This is a genomic window from Streptomyces sp. 4N509B, from assembly GCF_052245655.1.
Taxonomy (GTDB): Bacteria; Actinomycetota; Actinomycetes; order Streptomycetales; family Streptomycetaceae; genus Streptomyces.
Genome location: NZ_JBQQBZ010000016.1, coordinates 77,955 through 103,023, shown reverse-complemented (window position 1 = coordinate 103,023; position 25,069 = coordinate 77,955). Strand labels below are relative to the sequence as shown.

21 protein-coding genes are annotated in these 25,069 nt (G+C 73.2%); 4 read left to right on the top strand and 17 right to left on the bottom strand.

Annotation, left to right across the window (positions count from 1 at the left end):
• Nucleotides 1–92: 92 nt before the first annotated feature.
• On the top strand, nucleotides 93–1,397 hold the full coding sequence (gene xseA / locus ACTWP5_RS16895) for an exodeoxyribonuclease VII large subunit (protein WP_443221790.1): 1,305 nt from the start codon (nucleotides 93–95) through the stop codon (nucleotides 1,395–1,397).
• A 37-nt stretch (nucleotides 1,398–1,434) separates the two neighbouring features.
• Nucleotides 1,435–1,761: an exodeoxyribonuclease VII small subunit gene (locus ACTWP5_RS16890; protein ID WP_443221789.1), complete on the top strand. Its 327-nt coding sequence runs from the start codon at nucleotides 1,435–1,437 to the stop codon at nucleotides 1,759–1,761.
• An 86-nt stretch (nucleotides 1,762–1,847) separates the two neighbouring features.
• Here the strand turns inward: ACTWP5_RS16890 and ACTWP5_RS16885 are convergent, their stop codons facing one another.
• A complete protein-coding gene (locus ACTWP5_RS16885) occupies nucleotides 1,848–2,639 on the bottom strand; it encodes a DUF4245 domain-containing protein (protein WP_443221788.1) in 792 nt (263 codons plus the stop codon).
• 154 nt (nucleotides 2,640–2,793) lie between these two features.
• Here ACTWP5_RS16885 and glpX point away from each other — a divergent pair, with 154 nt between their 5' ends.
• Entirely contained in the window at nucleotides 2,794–3,825 is a 1,032-nt protein-coding gene (gene glpX / locus ACTWP5_RS16880) for a class II fructose-bisphosphatase (protein WP_443221787.1), read from the top strand.
• 59 nt (nucleotides 3,826–3,884) lie between these two features.
• Here glpX and ACTWP5_RS16875 read toward each other — a convergent pair whose 3' ends face one another.
• From ACTWP5_RS16875 to ACTWP5_RS16840, 8 genes are all read right to left on the bottom strand, one after another.
• Nucleotides 3,885–4,247 (bottom strand): WhiB family transcriptional regulator, encoded by a 363-nt coding sequence (locus ACTWP5_RS16875; RefSeq protein WP_443221823.1) that lies wholly within the window; start codon nucleotides 4,245–4,247, stop codon nucleotides 3,885–3,887.
• 283 nt (nucleotides 4,248–4,530) lie between these two features.
• The gene (locus ACTWP5_RS16870; protein ID WP_443221822.1) at nucleotides 4,531–5,229 is read right to left on the bottom strand and encodes a DUF1707 SHOCT-like domain-containing protein; all 699 of its coding nucleotides are present in this window, start codon (nucleotides 5,227–5,229) and stop codon (nucleotides 4,531–4,533) included.
• 81 nt (nucleotides 5,230–5,310) lie between these two features.
• Entirely contained in the window at nucleotides 5,311–7,365 is a 2,055-nt protein-coding gene (locus ACTWP5_RS16865) for an ATP-binding SpoIIE family protein phosphatase (protein WP_443221786.1), read from the bottom strand.
• Nucleotides 7,366–7,476: 111 nt separating this feature from the next.
• A complete protein-coding gene (gene fomD / locus ACTWP5_RS16860) occupies nucleotides 7,477–8,244 on the bottom strand; it encodes a cytidylyl-2-hydroxypropylphosphonate hydrolase (RefSeq protein ID WP_443221785.1) in 768 nt (255 codons plus the stop codon).
• Nucleotides 8,245–8,310: 66 nt separating this feature from the next.
• A complete protein-coding gene (locus tag ACTWP5_RS16855; protein WP_443221784.1) occupies nucleotides 8,311–9,729 on the bottom strand; it encodes a class II fumarate hydratase in 1,419 nt (472 codons plus the stop codon).
• Nucleotides 9,730–9,972: 243 nt separating this feature from the next.
• The gene (locus ACTWP5_RS16850; protein ID WP_443221783.1) at nucleotides 9,973–12,369 is read right to left on the bottom strand and encodes an FtsX-like permease family protein; all 2,397 of its coding nucleotides are present in this window, start codon (nucleotides 12,367–12,369) and stop codon (nucleotides 9,973–9,975) included.
• The gene (locus ACTWP5_RS16845; RefSeq protein WP_443221782.1) at nucleotides 12,366–13,052 is read right to left on the bottom strand and encodes an ABC transporter ATP-binding protein; all 687 of its coding nucleotides are present in this window, start codon (nucleotides 13,050–13,052) and stop codon (nucleotides 12,366–12,368) included. The genes ACTWP5_RS16850 and ACTWP5_RS16845 overlap by 4 nt, the downstream gene beginning before the upstream one ends.
• Nucleotides 13,049–13,573, bottom strand: coding sequence for a PadR family transcriptional regulator (locus tag ACTWP5_RS16840; RefSeq protein ID WP_443221781.1), 525 nt, complete (start codon nucleotides 13,571–13,573; stop codon nucleotides 13,049–13,051). Before ACTWP5_RS16840 ends, ACTWP5_RS16845 begins: the two co-directional genes overlap by 4 nt.
• A 250-nt stretch (nucleotides 13,574–13,823) precedes the next feature.
• On the opposite strand from ACTWP5_RS16840, the gene ACTWP5_RS16835 reads away from it, so the two are divergent.
• A complete protein-coding gene (locus ACTWP5_RS16835) occupies nucleotides 13,824–15,719 on the top strand; it encodes an alpha/beta hydrolase (protein WP_443221780.1) in 1,896 nt (631 codons plus the stop codon).
• A gap of 94 nt (nucleotides 15,720–15,813) precedes the next feature.
• On the opposite strand, the gene ACTWP5_RS16830 is transcribed toward ACTWP5_RS16835, so the two are convergent.
• From ACTWP5_RS16830 to ACTWP5_RS16795, 8 genes are all read right to left on the bottom strand, one after another.
• Nucleotides 15,814–17,328 carry an AI-2E family transporter gene (locus ACTWP5_RS16830; protein ID WP_443221779.1) on the bottom strand — a complete coding sequence of 505 codons (1,515 nt, stop codon included), beginning with the start codon at nucleotides 17,326–17,328 and terminating at the stop codon, nucleotides 15,814–15,816.
• A gap of 193 nt (nucleotides 17,329–17,521) precedes the next feature.
• The gene (locus tag ACTWP5_RS16825; protein ID WP_443221778.1) at nucleotides 17,522–18,220 is read right to left on the bottom strand and encodes a transglycosylase SLT domain-containing protein; all 699 of its coding nucleotides are present in this window, start codon (nucleotides 18,218–18,220) and stop codon (nucleotides 17,522–17,524) included.
• Between the two features lie 461 nt (nucleotides 18,221–18,681).
• Nucleotides 18,682–19,974 (bottom strand): PhoH family protein, encoded by a 1,293-nt coding sequence (locus ACTWP5_RS16820; RefSeq protein WP_443221821.1) that lies wholly within the window; start codon nucleotides 19,972–19,974, stop codon nucleotides 18,682–18,684.
• A 473-nt stretch (nucleotides 19,975–20,447) separates the two neighbouring features.
• On the bottom strand, nucleotides 20,448–21,278 hold the full coding sequence (locus ACTWP5_RS16815) for an isoprenyl transferase (protein ID WP_443221777.1): 831 nt from the start codon (nucleotides 21,276–21,278) through the stop codon (nucleotides 20,448–20,450).
• Between the two features lie 399 nt (nucleotides 21,279–21,677).
• Entirely contained in the window at nucleotides 21,678–22,427 is a 750-nt protein-coding gene (locus ACTWP5_RS16810; RefSeq protein WP_443221776.1) for a prepilin peptidase, read from the bottom strand.
• Nucleotides 22,428–23,027: 600 nt separating this feature from the next.
• The gene (locus tag ACTWP5_RS16805; RefSeq protein ID WP_443221775.1) at nucleotides 23,028–23,597 is read right to left on the bottom strand and encodes a DUF1990 family protein; all 570 of its coding nucleotides are present in this window, start codon (nucleotides 23,595–23,597) and stop codon (nucleotides 23,028–23,030) included.
• 102 nt (nucleotides 23,598–23,699) lie between these two features.
• The gene (locus ACTWP5_RS16800; RefSeq protein WP_443221774.1) at nucleotides 23,700–24,431 is read right to left on the bottom strand and encodes an OmpA family protein; all 732 of its coding nucleotides are present in this window, start codon (nucleotides 24,429–24,431) and stop codon (nucleotides 23,700–23,702) included.
• Between the two features lie 11 nt (nucleotides 24,432–24,442).
• A complete protein-coding gene (locus tag ACTWP5_RS16795) occupies nucleotides 24,443–25,051 on the bottom strand; it encodes a hypothetical protein (protein WP_443221773.1) in 609 nt (202 codons plus the stop codon).
• Nucleotides 25,052–25,069: the final 18 nt, after the last annotated feature.

Below are 25,069 nucleotides of genomic sequence, written 5' to 3'. Positions count from 1 at the left end.
ATCGTACGGGGCGGTCGGGTCGCGGGTCGCGGGCGCTCGACGGCGTGACCGTGCGCCCCGGGAGTGTCAGCGGGGGGCGCTAGCGTGGCGGCATGACGGTGCGGACGACAGCGGAGACCCCCATGCCGGTGGGCGAGGTGTCCCGGCTCATCGGAGGCTGGATCGAACGGCTGGGCGCGGTCTGGGTCGAGGGCCAGATCACGCAGCTCTCGCGCCGTCCCGGCTTCGGCGTGGTCTTCATGACGCTCCGCGATCCCTCGCGCGAGGTCTCGCTGCGGGTCACGTGCTACCGCTCGGTCTTCGACCCGGTCGCGGACCTGATAAGCGAGGGCACCCGCGTGGTGGTGTACGCCAGGCCCGAGTGGTACGGCAAGCGCGGCGAGCTGTCGCTGCGGGCCGCGGAGATCCGCGCCGTGGGCGTGGGTGAGCTGCTGGTGCGGCTGGAGCGGCTGAAGCGGGCGCTGGCCGCCGAGGGGCTGTTCGCCGAGGACCGCAAGCGCCGGCCGCCGTTCCTGCCGCACTGCGTCGGGCTGGTGACGGGCCGCGCCTCCGCGGCGGAGCGGGACGTGCTGCAGAACGCCCGGCTGCGCTGGCCCGCCGTCCGCTTCGCGGTGCGGAACGTCGCGGTCCAGGGGGTGCACGCCGTTCCCCAGGTGATCGAGGCCGTGCGGGAGTTGGACGCGGACCCGGCGGTCGACGTGATCATCGTGGCGCGGGGCGGCGGCAGCGTGGAGGACCTGCTGCCGTTCTCCGACGAGGAGTTGGTGCGCGCCGTGGCCGCCTGCTCCACGGCGGTGGTCTCGGCGATCGGGCACGAGCCGGACGCGCCGCTGCTGGACCTGGTGGCCGACGTGCGGGCCTCCACCCCCACGGACGCGGCCAAGCGGATCGTGCCCGACGTGGGCGAGGAGCTGACGCGGGTGCGGCAGCTGCGGGAGCGGGCCCGGTGGGTGATGCGGTCGCTGACGGAGCGGGAGGAGCGAGGGCTCGCGGCCACGCGCAGCCGGCCGGCGCTGGCCGAGCCCCACCGGATGGTCACCGACCGCGAGGCCGAGCTCGCGGCGCTCGTGGGGCGCGGGCGGCGGTCGCTGGCCCATCTGCTGGACCGGGCGGGAAGCGAGCTGGAGCACACCAGGGCCCGGGTGGTGGCGCTCTCCCCGGCCGCCACGCTGCGGCGCGGGTACGCGGTGCTCCAGCGGGCCGACGGCGCGGCGGTGAGGGCGGTGGACGAGGTGACGGAGGGCCAGCCGCTGCGGGCCCGGGTCGCGGACGGCGCGTTCGGCGTCACCGTCACCGGGTGGGAGGAGGACGGCGGGTCGGCCGGAGCGTCCGGGACGCCCGGAGTGTCCGGGGCGGCCAGGACGGCCAGGACGGCCAGGGAGGCGTCGGAGAGATGAGCGAGCACGTGCAGCGAGCGAACATAGGGTGGCGAGCATGACGGAAGCGGACACGGACACGGCCCTCAGCTACGAGACGGCGCGGGACGAGCTCATCGAGGTGGTGCGGCGGCTGGAGGCCGGCGGGGTCACGTTGGAGGAGTCGCTGGCGCTGTGGGAGCGCGGCGAGGAGCTGGCGCGGATCTGCGGGCGCTGGCTGGAGGGCGCCCGTGCCCGGCTCGACGCGGTGCTGGAGGAGGACGAGCGGCGGGCGGCGCGCGCCGCTGACGCCGGGGCGGCCGAAGGGCGCGGGGAGGCGGCGGAGGGCGCGCTGGCGGAGGAGGGCGAGGAGGAGCTCGCGGCGCGCCTGGGCGAGCCCAGCTGAGCCGTGGACCGGGCGCGTCCGCGGACCTGTGGTCCGCCGAGATGTGGTCCGCCGAGGTGTGGTCCCCCGTCGTGGGGGCGCTTCGGTCAGGCCGCCGGGCGGAGGGCGGCGGCCAGTTCGCCGAGGGTGGAGAACGGGGCGGTGCCGAAGACGACGGTGGTGGCGTCGCCCTCCCGCAGCACCAGCGCGTCGTACTTGCTGCCCTCGTAGCGCGTCCACTCCCGGCCCCCGACGCGCTGGGTGGCGTCGGTGGCCTCGGCCTCCTGGGTGATCCGGGAGAGGAAGGGCCCGGCTTCGCCGTCGGACTGGGCGAGCGCCGCGTACTCGTCGTCGGGGTCGACGAAGCCGAGGCGCCAGGTGGCACCGTGCTCGCCCTCGGGCTCGTAGTCCACGGAGGTGGCGCGCCAGCGGTCGTTCAGTCCTTCGGGGACGAGCAGCTCGTAGGGGGCGACGCGCGCGGCCGTGGTCGCGGCCACCTCGTACTCGACCTGCAGGGGGGCGGTGTCGAGCGACTCGTCGTGCGGCACCAGGAGCCAGAAGCCGAAGGCGCCGGCCGAGATCACGGCCATGGACAGCAGCATGTCGCGGGCGGTCTTGAGCTTCGGGCGCCGGGCGGCCGGCTGGCTCGCCGCCGCCGGCTCGCGCGGTCCGCCAGGCTCCCCCGGCTCTCCGGGCTCGGCGGGCTCGGCGGGCTTCGCCGCCCCCTCGCCCGGCTCGGCCGGCCCCACGGGCCCGGCCGCCTCAGGCGTCTCGCGGGTGTCCGCCTCGCGGGTGTCCGCCTCACGGGTGTCGCGGGTCGCGCGCGTCTGGTCTGCCCCACCCGTCTCGGGACCGCCCTCGGCGGGGGTCTCGGAGCGGGTCTCGGTGTCGCTGGCCACTCCCCCATGGTGGCCCATGCAGCGCGGCGTCCCGCACCCACCCCCGACTCGCTCGTTCGAGGCGGCATGTGCTCATCTGTACGAAGCGCGATAGAGTCGAGGGCACCGAGACCACGACGCACCGCACGACGCGCGGTCAGAGAGGTGTGTTCCGATGGCCGACCATCATCTGCCGCCGTCGCTCGACGTGGCGCCGCAGGCCCCCGACCGCAACCTCGCGCTGGAGCTCGTCCGGGTCACCGAGGCCGGCGCCATGGCCTCGGGCCGCTGGGTGGGCCGGGGCGACAAGAACGGCGCGGACGGCGCGGCCGTGCGAGCCATGCGCACCCTCGTCTCGACGGTCTCGATGAACGGCGTCGTCGTCATCGGCGAGGGCGAGAAGGACGAGGCGCCGATGCTCTTCAACGGCGAGCGGGTCGGTGACGGCACCGGCCCGGAGTGCGACGTGGCGGTCGACCCGGTGGACGGCACCACGCTGACCGCCAAGGGCATGGGCAGCGCGGTGTCGGTCCTGGCGGTGGCCGAACGCGGCGCGATGTTCGACCCGAGCGCCGTCTTCTACATGAACAAGCTCGCCACCGGCCCCGAGGCCGCCGAGTTCGTCGACATCGACGCCCCTCCCTCGGTGAACGTCCGCCGCGTCGCGAAGGCCAAGGGCGGCGCGCCCGAGGACGTGACCGTGGTGATCCTGGACCGGCCGCGCCACGCGGACATCGTCCGCGAGGTGCGCGAGTCGGGCGCGCGGATCAAGTTCATCCAGGATGGGGACGTGGCCGGCGCCATCATGAGCGTGCGTGAGGGCACCGGCGTCGACCTGCTCCTGGGCATCGGGGGAACCCCCGAGGGCATCATCGCCGCCTGCGCCATCGCCTGTCTCGGGGGCACGATCCAGGGGAAGCTGTGGCCCCGCGACGAGGACGAACGCCGGGCCGCGCTCGACGCGGGCCACGACCTCGACAGGGTGCTGCACACCAGCGACCTCGTCCGTGGGGACAACGTGTTCTTCGTCGCCACCGGGATCACCGACGGCGAGCTGCTGCGCGGCGTGCGCTACCGAGCGGAAACGGCGATCACCCAGTCCCTGGTGATGCGTTCCCGCTCGGGAACGATCCGGCAGATCGACTCCACCCACCGCCTGTCCAAGCTGCGCGCCTACAGCGCGATCGACTTCGACCGCGGCCGCTGAAGGCCGTCCCCGAGGACGGTCAGGACGGCGAGCGGGCCGCGAGGACGGACGTGGGCGCGTCAGGCGACGCGACCGCCGGGCGTGGTGGCCGTGGGCGTGGCGGCCTGCCGGCGTCGTCGGCGCGACAACATCACGCGCCGCTCCGCCGCCGTGAGGCCGCCCCACACCCCGTAGGGCTCGGGCTGCACGAGGGCGTGCTCGCGACACTCCAGCAGGACGGGGCAGCGCGCGCAGACCGACTTCGCGGCCTGCTCGCGGGAGAGTCGGGCAGCCGTCGGCTCCTGGGACGGGGCGAAGAAGAGCCCTGCCTCATCCCGCCGGCAGGCGGCTTCCGAGTGCCAGGGGCCAGCCAGGCTTCTCGAGGTGTGCTGGGTGGGGGCGGCTGTGGACCACTGGGACTCCTGTGGCGGTGACGATTGCAGCACGGGTCAACTCCTGAGGACGGCTACCGGGATTGCTCCTGGCGGGCTGGCCCTCACTCGCCTGCTGCGCCGCAGTTCACCCTTCCCACCCTGCGGCCAAACGAGTGACGGTCCCCCGAGCCCTACCCGCTGTACGCGCGCTTATGCACCGAGCGACAAGTGGAACGGCCGAATTCGGTCGCGAGACCGACGTGACAGGCGTGACGCGTGCGACGAGGCAGACCCGGCCGGCCTCGTTCGCCCACCGAGCCGGTCAGATCCGGTCGTCCTCGCTCGGCCGCGATCAGTCGCTGAGGTTCTCGATGCGCTTGCCGGCCACCGGCCTGGCCTCCACCCCGCCCCAGATCGCGACACCCTGAATGACCACCACGGGCGCGTCGGGGTCCCCGGACTCCGACTCCCGCACGTCGAACCCGCCCATGATGCCCGTGCCCGCACCGCGCAGGCTGACGTTCTCCGGCACCTTGATCTCGATGCCGCCGCAGATCGCCGTCGCGTTGATCACCACGTGCTGCTGCTCGAATATCGCCTCGGTGAGGTCGACGTCGACGCCGCCGAAGACGGCCACCACGTTCATCTTCGCGCCGACCCGCAGCCGCCCCTGCCGGCTCGCGCCGCTGAACACGGCCACGACGTCCTTGCCGCCGTGCACGGTGACCCCGTGCCGGCCCGGCTCCCGTCCCCGCGCGGGCCGCGACCCCGCGGCGGGCCCGTGCGCCGGCCCGCGCGAGGCCGCGCGCCGCTGACCGGCCGGAAGATCGCTGATGAGGGGCTCCAACTCGGCGAGCGTCTTGGCCTGGAAGGCCGTCTCGACGCGTTCGGCGTGCTCCTCGGCGTCGAGCCGCCCCTCGGCCAGCGCCTCGCGCAGGATGTCCGCGACACGGTCGCGGTCCGCGTCCGAGGCGCGAACGGCCGGCGGCGCGGCCGGCTCCTGGACGGACGGCGCGACCGGGGCGGGCCGTGCGGCCTTGGTGAGCGAGATGTCGGACTTCTCCACCGACGCGGCGGCAGGGTTGTTCTCGGCAGTCACCCGAACAGCCTACCGATTCGCGATGTATCGCGACTAGTGGGTGAGCGGTCCCGACTGGGGAACGGGAGACGGCAGGGAGACCTCGAACCACACGAGCTTCCCGGTGCCCAGCCGCGTGGCGCCCCAGCGGCGGGCCAGCCGCTGCACCAGGTACAACCCGCGCCCGCCCTCGTCGGACGGGCCGGCCTGACGCAGCCGCGGCAGCAGCGGCACGTCGTCCCCGACCTCGCACCGCAGCACGTCGGTGCGGAGCAGGCGGACCGTCACCGGCCGCTCCGCGTACCGGACCGCGTTGGTGACGACCTCGGAGACCAGCAGCTCGACGGAGTCCTCCAGCTCGCCGAGTTCCCAGCGGGCCAGGCTCTCCCGCACCAGGCGGCGCGCCTCGCGCACCGACTCGGCGCGCGGCTCCAGCTGACGCAGCGCCACCAGGTCGGGGGCGATGCCGTCGAAGCGCGCGGCCAGCAGGGCGATGTCGTCGTCCCGGTCACCCTTGCCGACGATCTCCAGGATCTCGTCGCACAGCGGCTCCAGCGGCGGCGCCGCGTTCTGACGGGTCATCCGGGCGATCTCCGTCAGCTTCCGCCGCAGCTGCTCCACCCCCGTCCACACGTCGCGGGAGCGGGACTCCACCAGCCCGTCGGTGTACAGCACCAGGGTGGCGCCCACCGGCGCCTCGATCTCGGCGGCGCGGAAGTCGACCCCGCCGACGCCGATCGGGACGTTCTCCGGCAGGTCCACCCGCTCCGTGGTGGCGTCCATGCGCAGCAGCACGGGCGGTGGGTGGCCCGCGTTGGCGGCGGTGATGCGGTGAGCCACCGGGTCGTAGATGGCGTACAGGCAGGTGGCCATGCGGTCGGTCCCCAGCCGCTGCGCCTGCTCGTCGAGGTGGTGGAGCACCTCCTGCGGCGGCAGGTCGAGCCCGGCCAGCGTCTGCACGGTGGTGCGCAGCTGGCCCATGATCGCGGCGGAGGTCGTGGAGTGCCCCATGACGTCGCCGACAACGAGGGCGACGCGGCTGCCCGGCAGCGGGATCGCGTCGTACCAGTCCCCGCCGACCCGCGCCGACTGCGCTGCCGGCAGATACCGGCTGGCCAGCCGCACACCCGTGGGCTGCGGCAGCTCGTCGGGCAGCATCGTGCGCTGGAGCTCGTCCGCGATCGACGCCTCCCGCCCGTACAGCGCGGCCTTGTCCACGCCGAGGGCCGAATGCGTCGCCAGCTGCTGCGCGACCTGCAGGTCCTCCGGCTCGAACCCCATCCGGTCCGGGCGGCGCAGGAAGACCGCCACACCGATCACGCGGCGGCGGCCGCGCAGCGGGGCGAGGATCGCGCGCTGCCCCTCCGGCAGGCTCATCGCCCCGGTGAGCTCGCGCAGCGCCGCCTTCGGCACCTGGGACTCGGTGAAGACCGGCCGCACGCCTCGCAGCACCTCGGCGAGCGGCCCGTTGCCCCGGACCTCGACGAGCGGGGTGGCGCCGGTCAGCAGCGGCAGCTCGACGCCGGCGCCGGTGGGCAGGCGGGTGCGCGGGGCGCCCGGCACGCCCGGCAGCCCGTCGAGGCCGGGGAGGCCGCCGGGCAGGCGCTCGCCGACGGAGAGCTTGTCGGGGATGCGGTCGGTGCGGCGCAGCTTCAGCACCCAGGGGGTGACGGGCTGCTCGTCGCCGACGGGCAGGGGATGGCGCAGGTAGACGAGGATGGCGTCGGAGAAGGTGGGGACGGATGCGCGGCACAGGCCGAGGACGATCTCGTCCATGTCCATGCCGCGCGCGATGCGCCGCGTGGCCGAGCCCACGAACCGCAGGCGCTCGGTCTCCCGCATGCCGCCGGCCAGCGCGTCGTCGGGCTTGAGGTCCGTGCTCACCTGGGCCCCCTCATCGGTGACGGTGGCGTTCGGGGAGGCGTGGGCGGCCGCCGTGCCGTGGGGCGTCGCGGCCGCCACCTCCGACGTGACCTCGGAATCGCAACGGACCGGGGCGTGCTCCGCGGCGTCGGGACCGGTGCGGGCGTGCGGAAGCGCCGACCTCTCGGCCGGGGAGGGTGCGTCCGCTGTGCGTGCCACGGGCTGTGGTCGGGTCGGGTCCGTCACGGGGGGATGTCCATCCATCCAAGGGGGAACTGACGTGCGGGAGGGGCAGGTTGTGCTGTTGTGTGAGGCGGTCCGTGGGGGTCGATCCTACGGTTGGCTCCCCGGTACGTATCAAGAGGCAGGGCGAGGCTGGGGCGTACGCCGCGCTCCGCCCTGCCGGTCCCAGTCGGCCGGCAGCTCGGGGATCGACCACTCCGGCTCGGGCCGCCACCCGGTCCACTCCTCACAGAAGGGCCGACCCCATCTGCTGATGAGCCGAACCGCGGCCCGTCCCGCCGCGTGGACGCGGGCCGCCTGCTCGGCGTCGAGCAGACCCGCCTGCTGTGCCTGGGCGAACTCGTCCTCGTCCCGCCACTCCCACCTGCGGTCAGGGTAGACCACGATGTCGAGAAAGTGATCTTCCGAATCGACCCCGCCCGCCCATCGGCGGCGGGGCTCTTCAAGGTTGACGTACCAGTTCTTGAAGCGCCAGTGCCGGTCCCAGAAAAGCCACACCGACCATGGTTCGTCAGGACACGCCAGTTTCAGCACCCCGGCGCCGCTCCAGGACGTCCGAACGGCGGCGCGAGGCTTGGTGTAGCGGGTCACCAGCGGCTCCGAATGGATGGGGGTGCCATCGAGCAGTTCGGGCTTGACGCACTCGGTGCCGGGCGCGAGCCAGACGACGAGCCGCTCCGGTGTGTCCTCGACAACGGTGACGGGCCGGCAGATGTGGAACGCGCCCGCCGCCCGGCCGCCGGCGGCCGGCGGGCCGGCGGCCGGGTCGCCGACGACCGGCACACCGACCCCCGTGGGGTGGTGGGCCCGGTAGCGCCACAGGACGTGGTCACCGGGCCGCCAGCGGTGTGCCGGTCCGGCCCCGTTTGTTCCCGTTGTCATCTATGCATGGTATTCCGGGAAGCACCCGGCTGACGACGTGTCACCTCTCACCGTGGCGCCCGGCCGTCACGGGTGGGTCATGCGCAGCACGTCCAGCGCCTCGTCCAGCTGCTCCACCGTCAGCTCGCCGCGCTCGACGTAGCCGCCCTGGAGCACCGCCTCGCGGATCGTGATGCGCTCGGCGAGCGCCCGCTTGGCGATCCTGGCGGCCTCCTCGTACCCGATGTAGCGGTTGAGGGGCGTCACGACGGAGGGCGAGGACTCGGCGTACTCGCGGGCACGCTCCTCGTTGGCGGTGATGCCGTCGACGGTGCGGTCGGCGAGCAGGCGGGAGGCGTTCGCCAGCAGGCGGATGGACTCCAGCAGGTTCCTGGCCATGACCGGCAGCATCACGTTGAGCTCGAAGTTGCCCGAGGCGCCGGCGGTGGTGACGGTGGCGTCGTTGCCGATGACCTGGGCGGCGATCATCAGGACCGCCTCGGGGACGACGGGGTTGACCTTGCCGGGCATGATCGACGAGCCGGGCTGGAGGTCGGGCAGCGCGATCTCGGCGAGACCGGTGCGGGGGCCGGAGCCCATCCAGCGCAGGTCGTTGCAGATCTTGGTGAGCGAGACGGCGATGGTCCGCAGCTGTCCCGAGGTCTCCACCAGGCCGTCGCGGGCGCCCTGGGCCTCGAAGTGGTCGCGGGCCTCGGTCAACGGCAGGCCGGTGACGCGGGCGACCTCCGCGATCACGGCGGCGGAGAAGCCGGGCGGGGTGTTGATGCCGGTGCCGACGGCGGTGCCGCCGAGGGGCAGCTCGGCGAGCCGGGGCAACGAGGCGCGCAGCCGCTCGACGCCGTACCGGATCTGGGCGGCGTAGCCGTCGAACTCCTGGCCCAGGGTGACGGGCGTGGCGTCCATCAGGTGCGTGCGGCCGGACTTCACGACGCCCGCGAAGGCGGTGCCCTTGCGCTCCAGGGACGCGGCGAGGTGCTCCAGCGCCGGGATGAGCGTCTCGGTGACGGCGGCGGTGGCGGCGATGTGGATGGAGGAGGGGAAGACGTCGTTGGAGGACTGGCTCGCGTTGACGTGGTCGTTGGGGTGGACGGGGCTGCCGAGGCGCTCGGTGGCGAGGGTGGCCAGCACCTCGTTCATGTTCATGTTCGAGGAGGTGCCGGAGCCCGTCTGGAAGACGTCGACGGGGAAGTGCTCGTCCCACCGTCCCTCGGCGACCTCCTCGGCCGCGCTGGTGATGGCGGCCGCCATGTCCTTGTCCACGACGCCGAGCTCGGCGTTGACGGTGGCCGCGGCGGCCTTGACGCGGGCGAGCGCGGCGATGTGGGCCCGCTCCAGCCGCTGCCCGGAGAGGGGGAAGTTCTCGACCGCGCGCTGGGTCTGAGCCCGCCACTTGGCGTGGGCGGGGACCCGCACCTCCCCCATCGAGTCGTGCTCGATCCGGTACTCGTCGTGTTCAGGTGTGTGTTCGTGCGTCATCCCGCTCATGGGGACGACACTAACGCCCCCGCGCTCGGCGGGGGCGCGAGGCCGGGGGCCCGTGCGGACCCGGGGGTGAGGGGCCGCGGGAGGGGGCTTCGGCACGCCCGCCGGGCGGCGCCGGCGGCGGGCCCGGCGCGCCCGGCGGGGCCCGGGCCGGGCGGCACGCCGGATGGTTGACAAGCGTGCCGCCCGGTCACGGACCCGTGACCGCCGCCGGGCCCGTGACCGCACCCGTCGCCGCCGGGGGCGTCACTCCGTGCGCAGGCCGTCCGGGCGCATCAGGTGCCAGAGGAACGGCAGGCTCGCCATGGTGACCACGGCGATCACCCCGACGCCGACGCCGGCCATGGGCAGGAACGCGAGCCAGTCGGTGACGGACAGGTTGACCATCTCCATCAGCACCGCGCCGAGCGCCGTGCCGACGGCGGCCGCCAGCGCCAGGCCCAGCACGACCGGCAGCGCCGTCTGCCACAGGACCGAGGCGGCGAGGGTGGTGCGGCGGGTGCCGAAGGCCACCAGGACCGACAGCAGGCGTTTGCGCTCCCGCAGCTGCTCGACCATGGTGACGATCATGCTCGCGCCGATCAGCATCATCACCCCGGTGGCGCCTATGAGCAGGCCGGTCTGGATGTCGGCGAACTCGTCCGAGACCGAGTCCGAGGTGACCTGCCAGACCCCCGCGCGGTCGCCGTAGGGCCAGGCCACGTTCCTCACGTGTTCGAGGGCGTCCGGCTCGGACGGGTCGAACCGCAGCAGCAGGCGGGTGACGGGATCGCCGAGGTCGTCGCTGGAGAGCACGCTGGGGGTGGTGAAGATGCCGGAGGCCATGGAGTACCCGGTGGTGGTGTTCTCACGCGGGGCCACCTCCCGGGCGTTGGCCGGCAGGGTCCACCGCTTCTCCTCGCCGGCGGCCTCTCCCGTGGTGTCGCTGCCGAGGTTGATCTCGTCGCCGGGGCGGATCGGGTCCAGGCTCGGCTCGGGAACGACGAAGGTGTCGCCGTCCGCGCAGCTCCCGATGCTGGCCAGCTGCCGCAGCGTGTCACATTCCGCGATCACCACCTCGAACGAGACCTCGCTGTTCGTCCCCGCGGTGGTGGCCCACCCCGCCTCCATCGGCAGCATGGTGGTGACGCCCGGCTGGGCGGCCACCTCGGTGCCGAGCGTGCTCCGCTCCTCGTCGCTCAGCTCGTACGCGCTGAGCTCCGCCTGGAAGACGTCGGGGTCCCGGCCCGTCTCCGTCGTCTCCTCCGCGCGCACCCCGGCGAAGAGCATGTACAGCGCGGTGGCGCCAGCCACCGCCACGACGATGCCGCTGACCGGCCGGGCGGCGGAGCCCGCGCTGAGCTGCACGCGCCGCACGGCCAGCTGCCAGGAGACCGGGCCGCGGCGCAGGCCACCGATCAGCCGCTCGACGAGCCAGGGCAGCAGCAGCGTGACCCCGGCCAGCAGCAGGATCATGCCGGCGACGGCCTGGGCGACCGAGAGGTCGCTGTTGCTGTCGAAGGAGCTGGCCAGCGGCAGCAGCAGCGCCAGCCCGAGCAGGCCGGGCACGAGCCGCCACAGCAGCCTGCGGCGGCGTGGCACCGCCTGGCGGACGACGCCGAGCGGCTCGATGGCCACGCGGCGCAGGGCCGTGAGGGTCACGACGACGGAGGTGACCGGCACCCCGAGCACGACCAGGGCGGTCAGCGAGGCGTTCGGGACGAAGTCCCCGGGGAAGGCGCTGAAGCCGAAGACGGTGACGCTGCCCAGGTACTGACGCAGCGGCAGCAGCGCGAGGAGCCCGAGGAGCACGCCCCCCAGGGCGCCGACGAGCGTCTCACCGGCCGCGATGCGACGGGTGCTCGCCGCGTCGGCGCCGACCAGCCGCAACGCGGCCAGCCGCCGGTCACGACGCTCGCCGCCGAACCGGACGGCCGTCGCGATGAAGACGGCGACGGGCATCAGCAGCACGACGCAGATCACGGCGAGCAAGAGCAGCAGCGCCGCCGCCATCGGCGTGTCCGAGGCACGCCCGCCGAAGCTGTCGACGCGGATCGCGGCCTCCCCCGAGGCGCCGGCCTCGTCCGTGTCCGACACGACCAGCGTGTCGGAACCGGCGTAGAAGTAGAGCTCGCCGGAGCCGGTGAGCCCCTCCTCGCCGATGGTGCCGACGATCTCGTAGTCCAGGCGCTCCGCGAGCAACGCGCCGTCCTCGGACTCCAGCAGGCGGCCCAGCGCGGGGGAGACGACCATCTCGCCGGGGCCGGGGAACGCCTCCACGCCCGGCGGCGGCTCGGCGGTGGTCTCGGCCCCGGCGTCCGGCTGGAGCATCGCACCGATGATGTTCTTCTCGTGGAAGTCCGTGTACCGCCAGGTGTAGAGCAGCGTGTCGGACCGTGGCTCCGCGTCGTAACACGAGCCCCCCGCGCCCATCGAGGAGATGTCGCTCAGGCAGCCCGGCTCACGCGCGAGCTGACGGGCGTCCTGGGCGCTCAGCAGGTTCGGCACGGCCGCGGCCGTCAGCAGGACGACGACGCCGAGGCCGACACCGAGCGTGGTGAGGACAGTGCGGGCCCATCCCGACGGGCCACCGGAGACGGCGAAGCGGACCCCGAGGGCGAGGTCACGGGCCCAGGTGCGCGGTGACCTTTCGCCGCGGCTCACGCGACCCCCTGCATGTCCCGGGCGCGGCCGTCGCGGACGACGACCTCACGGTCGGAGTACGCCGCGACGCGGGACTCGTGGGTCACCAGGACGACCGCGGCGCCGGACTCGCGTGCGGCGTCGGTCAGCAGCTCCATCACACGCTCGCCGTTGAGCGAGTCCAGCGCGCCCGTGGGCTCGTCGGCGAAGAGGACGCGGGGCGAGTTCACCAGGGCGCGGGCGACGGCCACGCGCTGCCCCTGGCCGCCGGAGATCTGGCCGGGCCGGTGGTGGCGCACGTCGTCCACCTCCAGGCGGGCCAACCACGCGTGGGCGCGGGCCTCGGCCTCCTTCCTGCCCGTGCCGACGAGGCGCAGCGGGAGCGCGACGTTCTCCACGCAGCTCAGCTCGGGGACGAGCTGGCCGAACTGGAAGACGAAGCCGAAGTCGGCGCGGCGCAGCGCGCTGCGCTCGGCGTCGGACATCGACGACACCTCGCGGCCGTCGTAGGTGATGGTGCCGGCGTCGGGCGGGACGATCCCGGCCAGGCAGTGCAGCAGGGTGGACTTGCCCGAGCCGGAGGGCCCCATCACGGCGACGACCTCGCCGGAGCGGATCGCGAAGTCCGCGCCCGCCAGCGCGGGGGTGGCGCCGTACGTCTTGTGCAGGTCGGTGGCGGTCAGCAGCGCGCGCTCCTCGCTCATCGGACGACCTCCCTGGCGAGGCGGTCCAGGCGCGAGGTGGTGAGCTCCAGCCAGCGCAGGTCGGCCTCCAGGTGGAAGAGGGCGTGGTCGCAGACGAGCTGGTCGGCCAGGTCTCCCGAGCGCTTGCGCTGGGTCAGCTCGCGCATCAGCCGCAGGTGCTCGGCACGCTGTCCGTCCAGCAGCGAGGAGGCGTCCCGGCCGGTCAGGAGGGCGAGGACGACCTTGGTGTACAGGGTGGACTGGAGGTACGGCTCGGGCTTCTCCGGCGTGGTGAGCCACGTCTCGACGTCGCTCACGCCGGCGTCGGTGATGGCGTACCGCTTGCGCTCGGGTCCGACGCCCGGCTCGACGCCCTCGACCTCGACCAGGCCGTGCTTCAGCAGGCGGGACATCGTGGCGTAGACCTGTCCGTAGTGCAGGGCGCGGTCCTGCCCGAAGTGCACGTCGAACGTGCGCTTGAGGTCGTATCCGTGGCGCGGCCCCGACTCCAGAAGGCCGAGGAGCGTGTGACTGACTGACATGCCGAGGACTATACACACGATGTATAGACCGGGTCTATACACGCCGGGGACAGCGCCGTGGACAACGGAACGGCCTTCGTGGAGAACGCCTCGGCATCGTGGGCGCAACGGTTCGAAAGCGTGTCGCCACCCTGTCCGAGGTATCGCTTACGGTGAACGAGGCAGCGCGGCGCCGCGGGCGCCGCGTCGGCACACACACCAGAGGTGGACGAGGCGGAGATGGGCGAGCCACGCACGACGGACGCGTTTCGTGGGTGATCACACGGATGACCAGGCGGTGAGCGGCGAGGTGGCCGAGCCCGCGGCCGCCCGGGTCGGCACCGCGGCCCGGGAGGACGCGGAGCCCGAGGCGTCGGACCAGGCCGGGGACGGCGGCCCGGGGGCCGCCGAGGGCCGGCTGGCGGACCGGCGGCGCCGGGCGCTGGCGTTCGCCCTCGCCGTCGCGCGCAAGCCGTACTGGGACCCGCCGCACGCCTCGTACACCATCCGCCGCTGGCCGGACCTGACGGCCTGTCTGGTCGCCACCTTCTTCTTCTGGCTCTCCCTCACCCCCTCCCTCGTCCCCCGCCCCTGGTACTACCAGGGCGCCATCGGCGGCATCACCGCCGCCATCGGCTACGGCCTGGGCGCGCTGCTCAGCTGGCTGTACCGGCTGAGCACCCCGAAGCGCTGGCAGCCGAGCCCCCGCGTGCGCGCCCGCGCCTGGCTGGCGTACCTGCTGGTGCTGCCGTGGGCGATCGGCGTCATGCTCGGCCAGAGCGCGGACCTCCAGCGCGAGCTGCGCCGCCTCCAGGAGCTGCCGCCGACCCTCACCTGGCACTCGATCCTCATCGCGCTGATCTCCCTGGTCGTCCTCTCGACGCTGCTGGTCATCGCGCGCGCCGTCCGCCTGCTGACGCGGGCGGTGACGCGGCTTCTGGCCCGCGTGATGCCCTGGCCGTTCGCGGTGGCGCTCGGTCTCGCGCTCACCAGCGTCATCGTCGTCGTCGGCACCAGGGACGTGGTCTGGGACCGCGGCGTCCTCGGCGTCGCGGAGGCGTGGGCGAAGGCGAAGGACTCCAGCACCGACCCGGGCGTGATGCGGCCGTACTCACCGCTCGTCTCCGGCAGCCCCGACTCGCTCATCAGCTGGGAGGACCTGGGGAACAAGGGCCGCACCTTCACCGGGACGGCGCCCTCCGACGACGAGATCACCGGCTTCACGGGCGAGTCCGCGCTCTCCCCCATCCGGGCCTACGTGGGCCGCGCCGCGTACGAGGACTACGAGGACGGCGCGCAGCTCGCCGTCCGGGAGCTGGAGCGGACGGGCGCCTTCGACCGCGAGGTGCTGGCCGTCACGGGCACCACCGGCACCGGCTGGGTCAACCCGACGACGGTCGAGGCCCTGGAGTTCATGCACGGCGGCGACACCGCCATCGTCACCATGCAGTACTCGTACATGCCGAGCTGGGCCTCGTTCATGGTGGACAGGAACGAGGCGGGCATCGCCACCCGCGCCCTGTTCAACGCGGTGTACGCGCGCTGGGAGCAGGAGCCGGCCGACGAGCGCCCCGAGCTGCTGGTCTTCGGCGAGAGCCTGTCGGTGGCGGCCGTGGAGGCCGCGTTCGACGGCGTCGACGACATGGTCGAGCGGACCGACGGCGCCCTGCTGATCGGCCCACCGGACTACAGCCCGATCCACGCCGAGCTCACCGAGCGGCGCGACCCGGACAGCCCGGTCTGGCGTCCCGTCTACGAGAACGGGCGGCACGTGCGCTTCGCGCAGTACCCGGAGCAGGACCTGGCGCTGCCCCGGGGCGCGGTCTGGGAGGAGCCGCGCGTGGTGTACCTCCAGAACGCCTCGGACCCGGTGGTGTGGTGGTCATGGGACCTGCTGTTCGAGCGCCCCGAGTGGCTGGACGAGCCGCTGGGGCCCGACGTGACCTCGTCGATCGACTGGTTCCCCTTCGTCACCTTCTGGCAGACGACGGTCGACATGGCCGTCTCCTACGGCGCGCCGGCGCCGCACGGCCACCGGTACGGCTCGAACCCGGTCGCCGCCTGGGCCGAGATCGCGCCGCCCGCCGGCTGGACGGCGACGGACACCGAGCGGCTCAGCTTCCTGCTGGAGGTCCGTCACCCACCCCGCCACGGCTGGGCGGGCTGAGCGGCGGACCGCGCCCCGCACGCGGCCCGGCCACGGGCCGAGCCGCCGTCGTCCGTCGGGCCGCCTGCGCCGCTCAGTCCTCCGTGCTCGCCGCTCAGTTCTCCGTGTGCTGCGTGCCGCCCGCCGAGGGCGTGGACGGCGGCGGCTTCCGGGACGGCGCGGGGGTCGGCGCGATCTCCGCCACCGTGGCCCCCGACGCCGGGTCCACACCGGCCCGCCGCTGCGCCTCGTCGTGGTAGGCCCGCAGGTAGGCGATGACGGTGTTGGTCACCGCGATCAGCGGCACGGCGACGACCGCGCCCGGGATGCCGGCCAGCAGCGAGCCGCCCGCCACCCCCAGCACGACGGCCAGGGGATGCACCCGCACCATCCGCCCCAGGATGAACGGCTGGAGGATGTGTCCCTCTATCTGCTGCACCAGCAGCACCACGCCCAGGATGATCAGCGCCTCGACCACCCCGTGGGTCACGAGCGTGACCACGACGGCCAGCGCGCCGGAGGCGATGGCGCCGACCAGGGGGACGAAGGAGGAGACGAAGACGATGACGGCCAGCGGGATCGCCAGCGGCACGTCCACCAGGACGAGGCCGAGCCCGATGCCCACCGCGTCGATGAGGGCCACTATCACCGTGCCGCGCACGTAGCCCGTGAGCGTGATCCAGGCCCGCGGCCCGGCTCCGGCGACCGCGGGGCGGGCGTTGGACGGGATCAGCTTCAGGAACCACTGCCACACGCCGGGACCGTCGTAGAGCAGGAACAGCACGACGAAGAGCGTGATGCCGGCGCCGGTGACGAACTCCAACACGTAGTTGGTGGCTTCCAGGCCGGCCGAGGTGAGGGTGTCCTGGTTCTCGCTGATCCAGTCGTTGATGTCGGCGACCCAGGCGTCGAGGTTCTCCTCGGAGATGTCGAACGGCAGGTCCAGCAGCCAGTTGCGCAGCCGTCCGATGCCGTCCTGCACCTCGTTCGCCAGGTCCTCGCTGTTGTCGATGACCTGCCAGACGACGAACCAGCCGATCAGGCCGATGACGGCCAGACCGCCGAGCGCGGTGAGCGCGGTGGCCGCGCCCCGGCCGAAACCGATGCGCTTGAGCCAGCCGACGAACGGCTGGAGCAGGGCGGTCACCAGCAGGCCCGCGGTGAACGACATCACCAGCAGGCTGATCGAGCTGACCACCTGCACCAGCACCCACACGCAGGCGGCCAGCACCAACAGCCGCCAGCCGGCCTCCGAGGCGACCCGCACACCCCACGGGATCATCGTCGCCGGCGCCGGCTTGCCGCCCTCCGCGTACGGGAGCACCACCACGTGCCGTGGCGGCGGCGGCTCCTGCGGTGGGGGTGACGGCTCGGTGACCGGTTCGGCGGGCGGGGCCTCGGGAGCCCGCAGCGTGGGGGCGCCGGCGATGACGGCGCGGCGCGCCCGTGCCACCAGACGCTCCTCCCCCGCCTCGGCACCGCCCTTGCCTTGCGCCTCGCCCCCACCGCGCGCCTCGGCCTCGCCGCGCTCGCTGGCCTCCCGCTCCAGGCGCTGCTGCTCTCGCTCGGCCGCCCTGCGGATGTGGGTCAGCCGACCCAGCGCGGCGCTGAGCCGGTCCAGTCGTGACATCCCGTTGTCCTCCGCCCCCTGCTTGTCCGCGGTACGCGGCCTGACGTTACCGCGCGCGTGCCTCCGGCCGGCACCCTCGACGGGGGCTCGGAGGGAAAAGGTAGGAAAACGCGACGCCCCCGTGCCCTTGGGGGCGCGGGGGCGTCGGCGCGAAGCGTGCGCGGACGAGCGGCGGCTCGATGCCTCGAACGGCTCAGTACCAGTTGTTGACCTGCCAGAACTCCCAGGCACCACACGGGCTGCCGTACCGGTCGTCCATGTACATCAGGCCCCACTCGATCTGGGTGGCGGGGTTGGTCCGCCAGTCGGCACCGGCCGAGGCCATCTTGTCGCCCGGGAGGGCCTGCATGAGGCCGTAGGCGCCCGAGGTCGGGTTCGTGGCCGTGTAGTCCCAGCCGCTCTCGTGGTCCACGATGGCGGAGAAGCACTCGTACTGGTCGGCCGGCACCATCGACTGCGCGATGGCCTGGACCTCGGCGGCCGTGTACGAGGACTGCACCGGCGCGTTGGCGGCCTCCTCTGCCGCGGCAGCGGCCGCCGCGGCCTCCGCCTCGGCCTGTGCCTGGCGCTCGGCCTCCTCCTCGGCGTCCTTCTTCGCCGAGGCGTCGGCGGCGGCCTGGAGGCGGGCGGCCTCCTGGGCGGCGATGCGCGCCTCGGAGTCGGCGACGGTGGACTGGGCCTCAGCCTGCTGCGTCAGTGACGCGGTCTGCAGTTGGGCGTCCTCAGCGGTGGGTATCTCGACCAGCAGCGACGCGTCAGCGGCGACTACTTCAAGGCCGTCCTTGGCGTCGCTCTTCTGCTCGTCCCCCGAGGCGACACCGACGGCCGAGCCGACGGCAGTCACCGCGGTGGCGGACGCCACGGCGAATCCCCGGACCGAGATCCGGCTCACACGGTTTCCTTCCGACATCGCCCGCTCAGGTGACCTCGCGGGCGCGATCGTGCCCCCTGACACTGGCCTCCCCACGTCGTCGCTTACGGGAGGCGCTGGCCCGGCGGGAACCTCGCGCGCGACGTGTCTGACGCGACGGCGCGGGACCCGTGTGGTGCTCGGGCGGCATGTGGCGGTGGCTGTTTAGTTGTGCGGTTGTTATCGCTTTGCCACATGCGGGGCCTGACAGACGCACACACTGCCGGACCCGGGCGCCCCGAGACAACTCGGCATCATGTGGGAAAGGTCACAGGCCGTTTGGGCTTGCGGGTTCACGGAAACGCGCTTGTGGTTCGCCTGCCAGGCATTTCCCCGCGGTGACATGGCACCACGCCACCCCACCGCGGGGTTATTTACATACGAATATCCGTTTCGCCGCGACACGCCCGGCGCGTTTCGGGACAGGCCGCTTTGCGACGCGGCTACTCCTCCAACATCTCCGTGACGAGAGCCGCGATCGGAGACCGCTCCGAGCGGGTGAGGGTGACGTGGGCGAAGAGCGGGTGGCCCTTGAGACGCTCCACCACGGCCACCACGCCGTCGTAACGCCCCACCCGCAGGTTGTCCCGCTGCGCCACGTCGTGGGTGAGCACCACGCGGGAGTCCTGGCCGACGCGGGAGAGCACCGTCAGCAGCACGTTCCGTTCCAGCGACTGGGCCTCGTCGACGATGACGAAGGCGTCGTGGAGCGAGCGGCCCCGGATGTGCGTCAGCGGCAGCACCTCCAGCATGCCGCGGGCCACGACCTCCTCGATCACCTCGCGGCTGGTCACCGCCGAGAGCGTGTCGAAGACGGCCTGCGCCCAGGGGTTCATCTTCTCGGCCTCGGTGCCCGGCAGATACCCCAGGTCCTGGCCGCCGACGGCGTAGATGGGCCGGAAGACCATCACCTTCTGGTGCTGCCGGCGCTCCAGCACCGACTCCAGGCCCGCGCACAGCGCCAGCGCCGACTTGCCGGTGCCGGCCCGGCCGCCGAGGGACACGATCCCCACCTCGGGGTCGAGGAGCAGGTCCAACGCGATGCGCTGCTCGGCGCTGCGGCCCTTGATGCCGAACGCCTCCCGGTCGCCCCGCACCAGGCGGACCCGCCCGCCGGGCGCGACGCGGCCGAGCGCCCTGCCCCGCTCGGAGGAGACGACCAGGCCGGTGTGGACGGGCAGCTCCGCCGCCTTCGCGTCGTACACGCTCTCCGTGGCGAACAGCTCGTCGACCGACTCCCCCGGCAACGCGATCTCCGTCATCCCCGTCCAGCCGTCGGCCTCGGTGATGGCGAGCTCCGCACGGTACTCCTCGGCGGCGAGGCCGACGGAGGACGCCTTGATGCGCAGCGGCAGGTCCTTGGAGACGACCGTGACGTCGTGCCCCTCGGCCTGGAGGTTGCGCGCGACGGCGAGGATGCGGGAGTCGTTGTCGGCGAGGCGGCCCCGCTCGTTGAGCATCGCGGGCGGCAGGATCGCCGGATCCGAGTGGTTCAGCTCGACGCGCAGGGTGCCGCCGAGTTCACCGAGGGGCAGGGGGAGGTCGAGGCGGCCGTGCCGCACCCGGTACTCGTCCAGCCGGCGCAACACCTGGCGGGCGAAGTACCCCAGCTCGGGGTGGTGCCGCTTCGCCTCGAGCTCGGAGATGACGACGACCGGCAGCACCACCTCGTGTTCCTCGAATCGGGTGAGGGCGGAGGGGTCGGCGAGCAGGACGCTCGTGTCAAGGACGTACATGCGGCGGTCGGTGGAACGCTTCGTGCTGGTGGCCACGTGTGGACGAACCCCCTCGGATGAGGCGTGATCACGGCGCCACCACGGCGTGGACGCGGGCCACAGAGCGTGGGCGCCGGGGGTCTGATGCCGGCACGGCCCACTCCACGGGGGGCCGGAGCCGGCCCCGATCCTTGTCCGTGGTACGCAAACGGGCCTCCCGGCAGGCCGCGCTGATGCGCGGCACGCGGTGAATATGCCCGCAGTCTGCACATCTCATGCGACGAACGGATGCCGGGTGGCCGCCGAACGGGTGGCGAGCGGGTGTCCGTCCCGGGCCGGGACGGGCGGCGAGGGGACCGCTGACCGGTCGCGAACGGACGGCGAACGGCGGGGCGAGCGGGCGGCGGACGGCGGGCGGGTGGTGGGCGAACGGGCGGCGAGCGGGGGACCAGTGGAGGGGTGAACGGCCGGCCGAACGGGTGAGGCGTCGGCGCTCAGAGGCCGTAACGCCGCTGCCTGGCGGCGTAGTCGCGCATCGCGCGCAGGAAGTCCACCTTCCGGAAGGCCGGCCAGTACGCCTCGCAGAAGTAGTACTCCGAGTGGGCGCTCTGCCAGAGCATGAAGCCCGACAGCCGCTGCTCCCCGCTGGTGCGGATCACCAGGTCCGGGTCGGGCTGTCCCCTCGTGTACAGGTGCTCGGAGATGTCCTCGACGCCCAGCGACTCCGCGACCTGCTCCAGCGTCTGTCCCTCGGCGGCCCGCTTCGCCAGCAGGGAGCGCACCGCGTCGGTGATCTCCTGGCGGCCGCCGTAGCCGATGGCGACGTTGACGAGTATCCGGTCGTCCCGGCCGCCGCCCGCGTCGCGGGCCTTGCCGGCCCGTTCCTCGGCCTGGCGCAGCACCTCCCGCGTCCGCTCGGGCAGCACGTCGAGGGCACCCACGTGGTTCACCCGCCACCGGCCGTCGGCCGCGAGGTCGCGCACGGCGTCCTCCACGATCGACAGGAGGGGGTTCAGCTCCTCCGGCGCGCGGTTGAGGTTGTCGGTGGACAGGAGCCAGAGGGTGACGACCTCGACGTCGGTCTCGGCGCACCAGCCGAGCAGCTCGCGGATCTTCGCCGCGCCCGCCTCGTACCCCTGCTTCGTCGAGCTGCTGGCGGCCTTCGCCCACCGGCGGTTCCCGTCGAGGACGACTCCGATGTGCTTGGGGACCCGAGCGGTGTCGAGACGGCCCTCCACACGCCGCGCGTACAGCCGGACCGCCAGGCGGCGCAGCGTGTTCCGCATCACGCTCGTCGTCGCTTTCCCCGCGCTCCTCGCGCTCATCGTGTGTCGCCCCTCCTGACGCCCCGGACCCCGAGACCCTCGCCGGCGCTCGGGTCTCAGCACTCTACTGTGCGCTGTACGGTGCGCTGCCGAGCACCCACGAACAGAAAGCGGGCCGGTCCGTGGGGGGGGTGACGGACCGGCCCGAGGGGGGGTTTCCACCGTAACGCATGTCGGCCGATGCTGCGTGCATCCGGCAGGAGATTCGCGGCGGAATTCGCGACCCGGGCATGGCCGCGCCGGAGGGGACACCGGGCGACCGGGGCGGCCGGCGTGTTTCCTCTCGCGCGACCACATCCGTCACACCCGTCACCGGAGGTGGATGGGTGACGCGGTGACCGGGCGACGCGGCGCCGTGACGGCGGTCGGGCGCGGTCAGGCGGTCAGGCGGTCAGGCGGTCAGGCGGTCAGGCCGCCGAGGATCAGCCCGGCCAGCGCCCCCAGCGCCATGAACGGGCCGAAGGGCACCGCGGTCCGTCGACCGGCGCGGCCGGCCACGACCAACACCACGCCGTAGCCGGCCGCGAGCAGGAAACCGACGAAGGTGCCGAAGAACAGCACGTCCCAGCCGTACCAGCCGAGGGCCACGCCGACCGGCACGGCGAGCTTCACGTCGCCGAAGCCCATCCCGTTCGGACTGATGAGGAACAACACGAGGTAGACGAGGCCGAGCGCGAGCCCACCCAGCACCGCGCGCGGCCAGTTCCCCGCCGCGGCAGACAGCGGGGCCGCCGCGGCGAGTCCCACGACGGTGAGCGCGCCGAGTGGCAGGGTCAGCACGTCCGGCAGCCGCTGCACCGCGCGGTCCACGGCCGCCAGCAGCACCACGGCCGGCGCGGCCAGCAGCCAGACCACCAGCTCGGGTCGGGCCCCGACGGCGGCGGCCAACGCCGCGCAGCACGCGGCGGTCAGTGCCGCGAAACGTGCCGGGTGGCCGCCGAAGCGGCGCTCACCCGGTACGCACTCGGGACAGCGCGCCGGCCCGAGCCAGCCGGCCAGCGGACCGGCGAGGCCGTGTCCCCGCGGGCAGTCGGCGCGCCACGGTTCGCCAGGCTCGACGGCGAGCCGGTGGGCGGGCCTGGCCAGCAGCACCAGGCCGACCAGGGCGCCGTAGAGAGTGGCGGCGGTCACGAGCAGCGGGAGCGGCACGGAGCGAGCGTACGGGTGAAGGACGACGGAAGGAAAAGCCGAGGCGGGAGGTGGGAGGAAGCGGAAGAGAGAGAAGAGAGAGGAGTCAGAAGAAGACCCGGGCCGGTCTGCCGAGTGGGGGGAGGGCAGACCGGCCCTACAGGGGTCGGACCGGAGCCGGGGGGGTTGGCTCCTGTCGTCCGCCCAGCCAGCCGTCGCCGGGGTGGGAGTGACGACGCTGGCAGCATGGATGCTCCATGGGTGTCGGCCTCGACCGACGGGGCAACCCTACCGCACGGTTCCGAAGGCCGTGACCCCTCTCCGAGCGCCGCCCCCTACGCCCTTTCGCCCCTTTTGCTCGCCGACTCCCCCTATGGCGAAGCCGCCGTCATCCCGTGAACGCCGTCGGGCCGGAAGAGAGCGTTCCCGAGGCCAGGAGGGGTGGGGGCAGGCTTGCTCACCCCTGACCCGGATCCGCCCAGATTCCGTGCACCGCTTCTCCCCACCCCTCCCGCTCGTCCCCGCAACTCCTGCCCGCCACCCGCCCGGCCTGGGCGGCCCTGACGTCGCGCTTGTCCCACCCTTGCCCCGCCCTTGTGCCGAGTGTGCCCAGCACCTGGATCAGCTTTTGGGTCGGCGGCTGCCCAGTCGTCGCAGCACCTGGCCGCAGCGGTGGGCGTAGGCGCGCTGCGCCAGGCGTGTCACCGGTCCGCCGGCCCGCACGTACCAGGCGGCGCCGCGGCTGAACGCCGTGACCGTCAGCCAGACCGAGTCGTCCTCCGCGTTCCGCTCCACCAGGAACGCCTCCTCGCCGCACGCCGGATGTCCCGGCAGGGTGCCGTAGGCGAAGCCCGCCCGGTCCGCCTCGCGCACCACCCAGACCACGCGACACGGCGCACGCAGCCGCAACGATCCGACGCCGAGGCCGACCACGACGCCCACGCCGGGCTCGGCCTCGGGCCCGTCCGCCTCGATCGACACGCCCATGGCGCGGTGCATCCGCCAGCCGAGGACGTCCCGACCGGCGCGACGCAGCACCTCGGGACCGCTACCGAGGCGGGTGCGGACCCGCACGAGGTGGAAACCGGGCGGCGGCAGCTCGTCGGCCCCGGCCGCGACGTCGGCGGTGGGCAGGGTGGCGCCCACCTCGCGGTAGGTGAAGCCCGGAGAGCCGTCGGTCTGCGCGGCCACCACTCCTCGGTCCGTCCGTCTGCCGTTCTGTCCGTCTGTCCGTCTGTCCGTCTGCCGGTGGGGGCGCGTGTGCGCCGCCCCCGGAACGGGTGGCCGTTCGTTCTACTCCGTCGTGGGCCAGGAGATCTCGACGCGCCGGTTCTTCTGGCGGCCTTCCTCCGTGTCGTTGTCGTAGAGGGGGAAGTCCTCGCTGTAGCCACGGACGTTGAAGACGATGCCCTCGGGGTTCTGGATCAGGTCCAGCAGCACACGGTAGGTGTTCTGCGCACGCTCCTCGGAGAGCACCTCGCCGCTCTCGTATGAGCCCTGGTCGTCCGTGAACCCGAAGACGTTCACCTCCGTCGGGTGGTACTCGTCGATCGCTGCGGCCACGTCCGCGAGCGCGCCCTGCGACTCCTCGCTGATCTCGCCGCTCCCCTCGGCGAACAACACGTCCGTCTGGAGGGTGAACTTGTGCTGGCTGGGTGAGATCTCCTCACGCTGGCCACCGCCGGTGTCCGCCTCCCCGTCGGGTGTCTGGCCGTCGTCGGGGTCCCCGGTGTCTCCGCTGCCACCGGTGCCGCCACCGCCGGCGCCTCCGGCCCCACCGAGCTGCTCGACGACGGAGGTGATGTCCACGACGCGCGGCTCGGCGAGGGTGGCGCCCTCACTCAGCATGAGACCCGAGGCGTTGGGGTCGATATCGGGAGGCTCCGGCTCGACGTAGCCCGGTGGCTGGTCGCCGTCCTGCGCGAGGGCCGGCGTCCCCAGGCCGAGGACCGCGGCCATGGCGGCGGCCCCACTGGTCCCGGCGATCGCCGCGACGCGGCGGGAGCGGCGTGCTCGGTTCGTCATCGGGACCGTCCTCACTGAATCTCGATGGTGGCGGGCGGCATCGCGCCGATCTGGAAGTCCACCTCGTTGGTGGTGGGCTCGGGCTCGGGGAACTGGGCGAACCAGGTCACGGTCTCCCCCGCGTCGATGTCGAGCCCGAAGCCCGTGCACAGGCAGCGGCCCTCGGTGTCGCGGAGGATCAGGTACCTCTTGTTCTCCTCGCGCGCGATGAGCGTCGCGCCGGCCATGGAGAAGCCGTTCTCGGCGAGCTCGTGCTCCTCACCCGCCCAGGTGTTCGTGCCCCATCCGTCACCACCACCGTTGTGCACGGTGCCCTCGATGGTCAGGAAGCCGCCGGTCTGCCGCTCGGCCCGCGTGATGGCGAGGGTGATGTCCTGTTCACCGGTCACCTCGGCCAGCACCTCGGGCTCGGCGCCCTCGTCCGGGTCGGGCTGCTCGCCCCCGGCCGGGTCCTCCTCTCCGCCGGAACCCTCGGTCTCCGTCTCCTGGGACGTCTCGCCACCTGCTCCGTCATCGCTGTCACCACCGCCACTGCTGCAACTGGCCACGGCGATCACCAGACCGAGGCCCAGGGCGGCAACGATCAGAATCAGGCGCGACTTGCTCTCACGGAGGTCCATCGGGTCGGCATCCTTTGC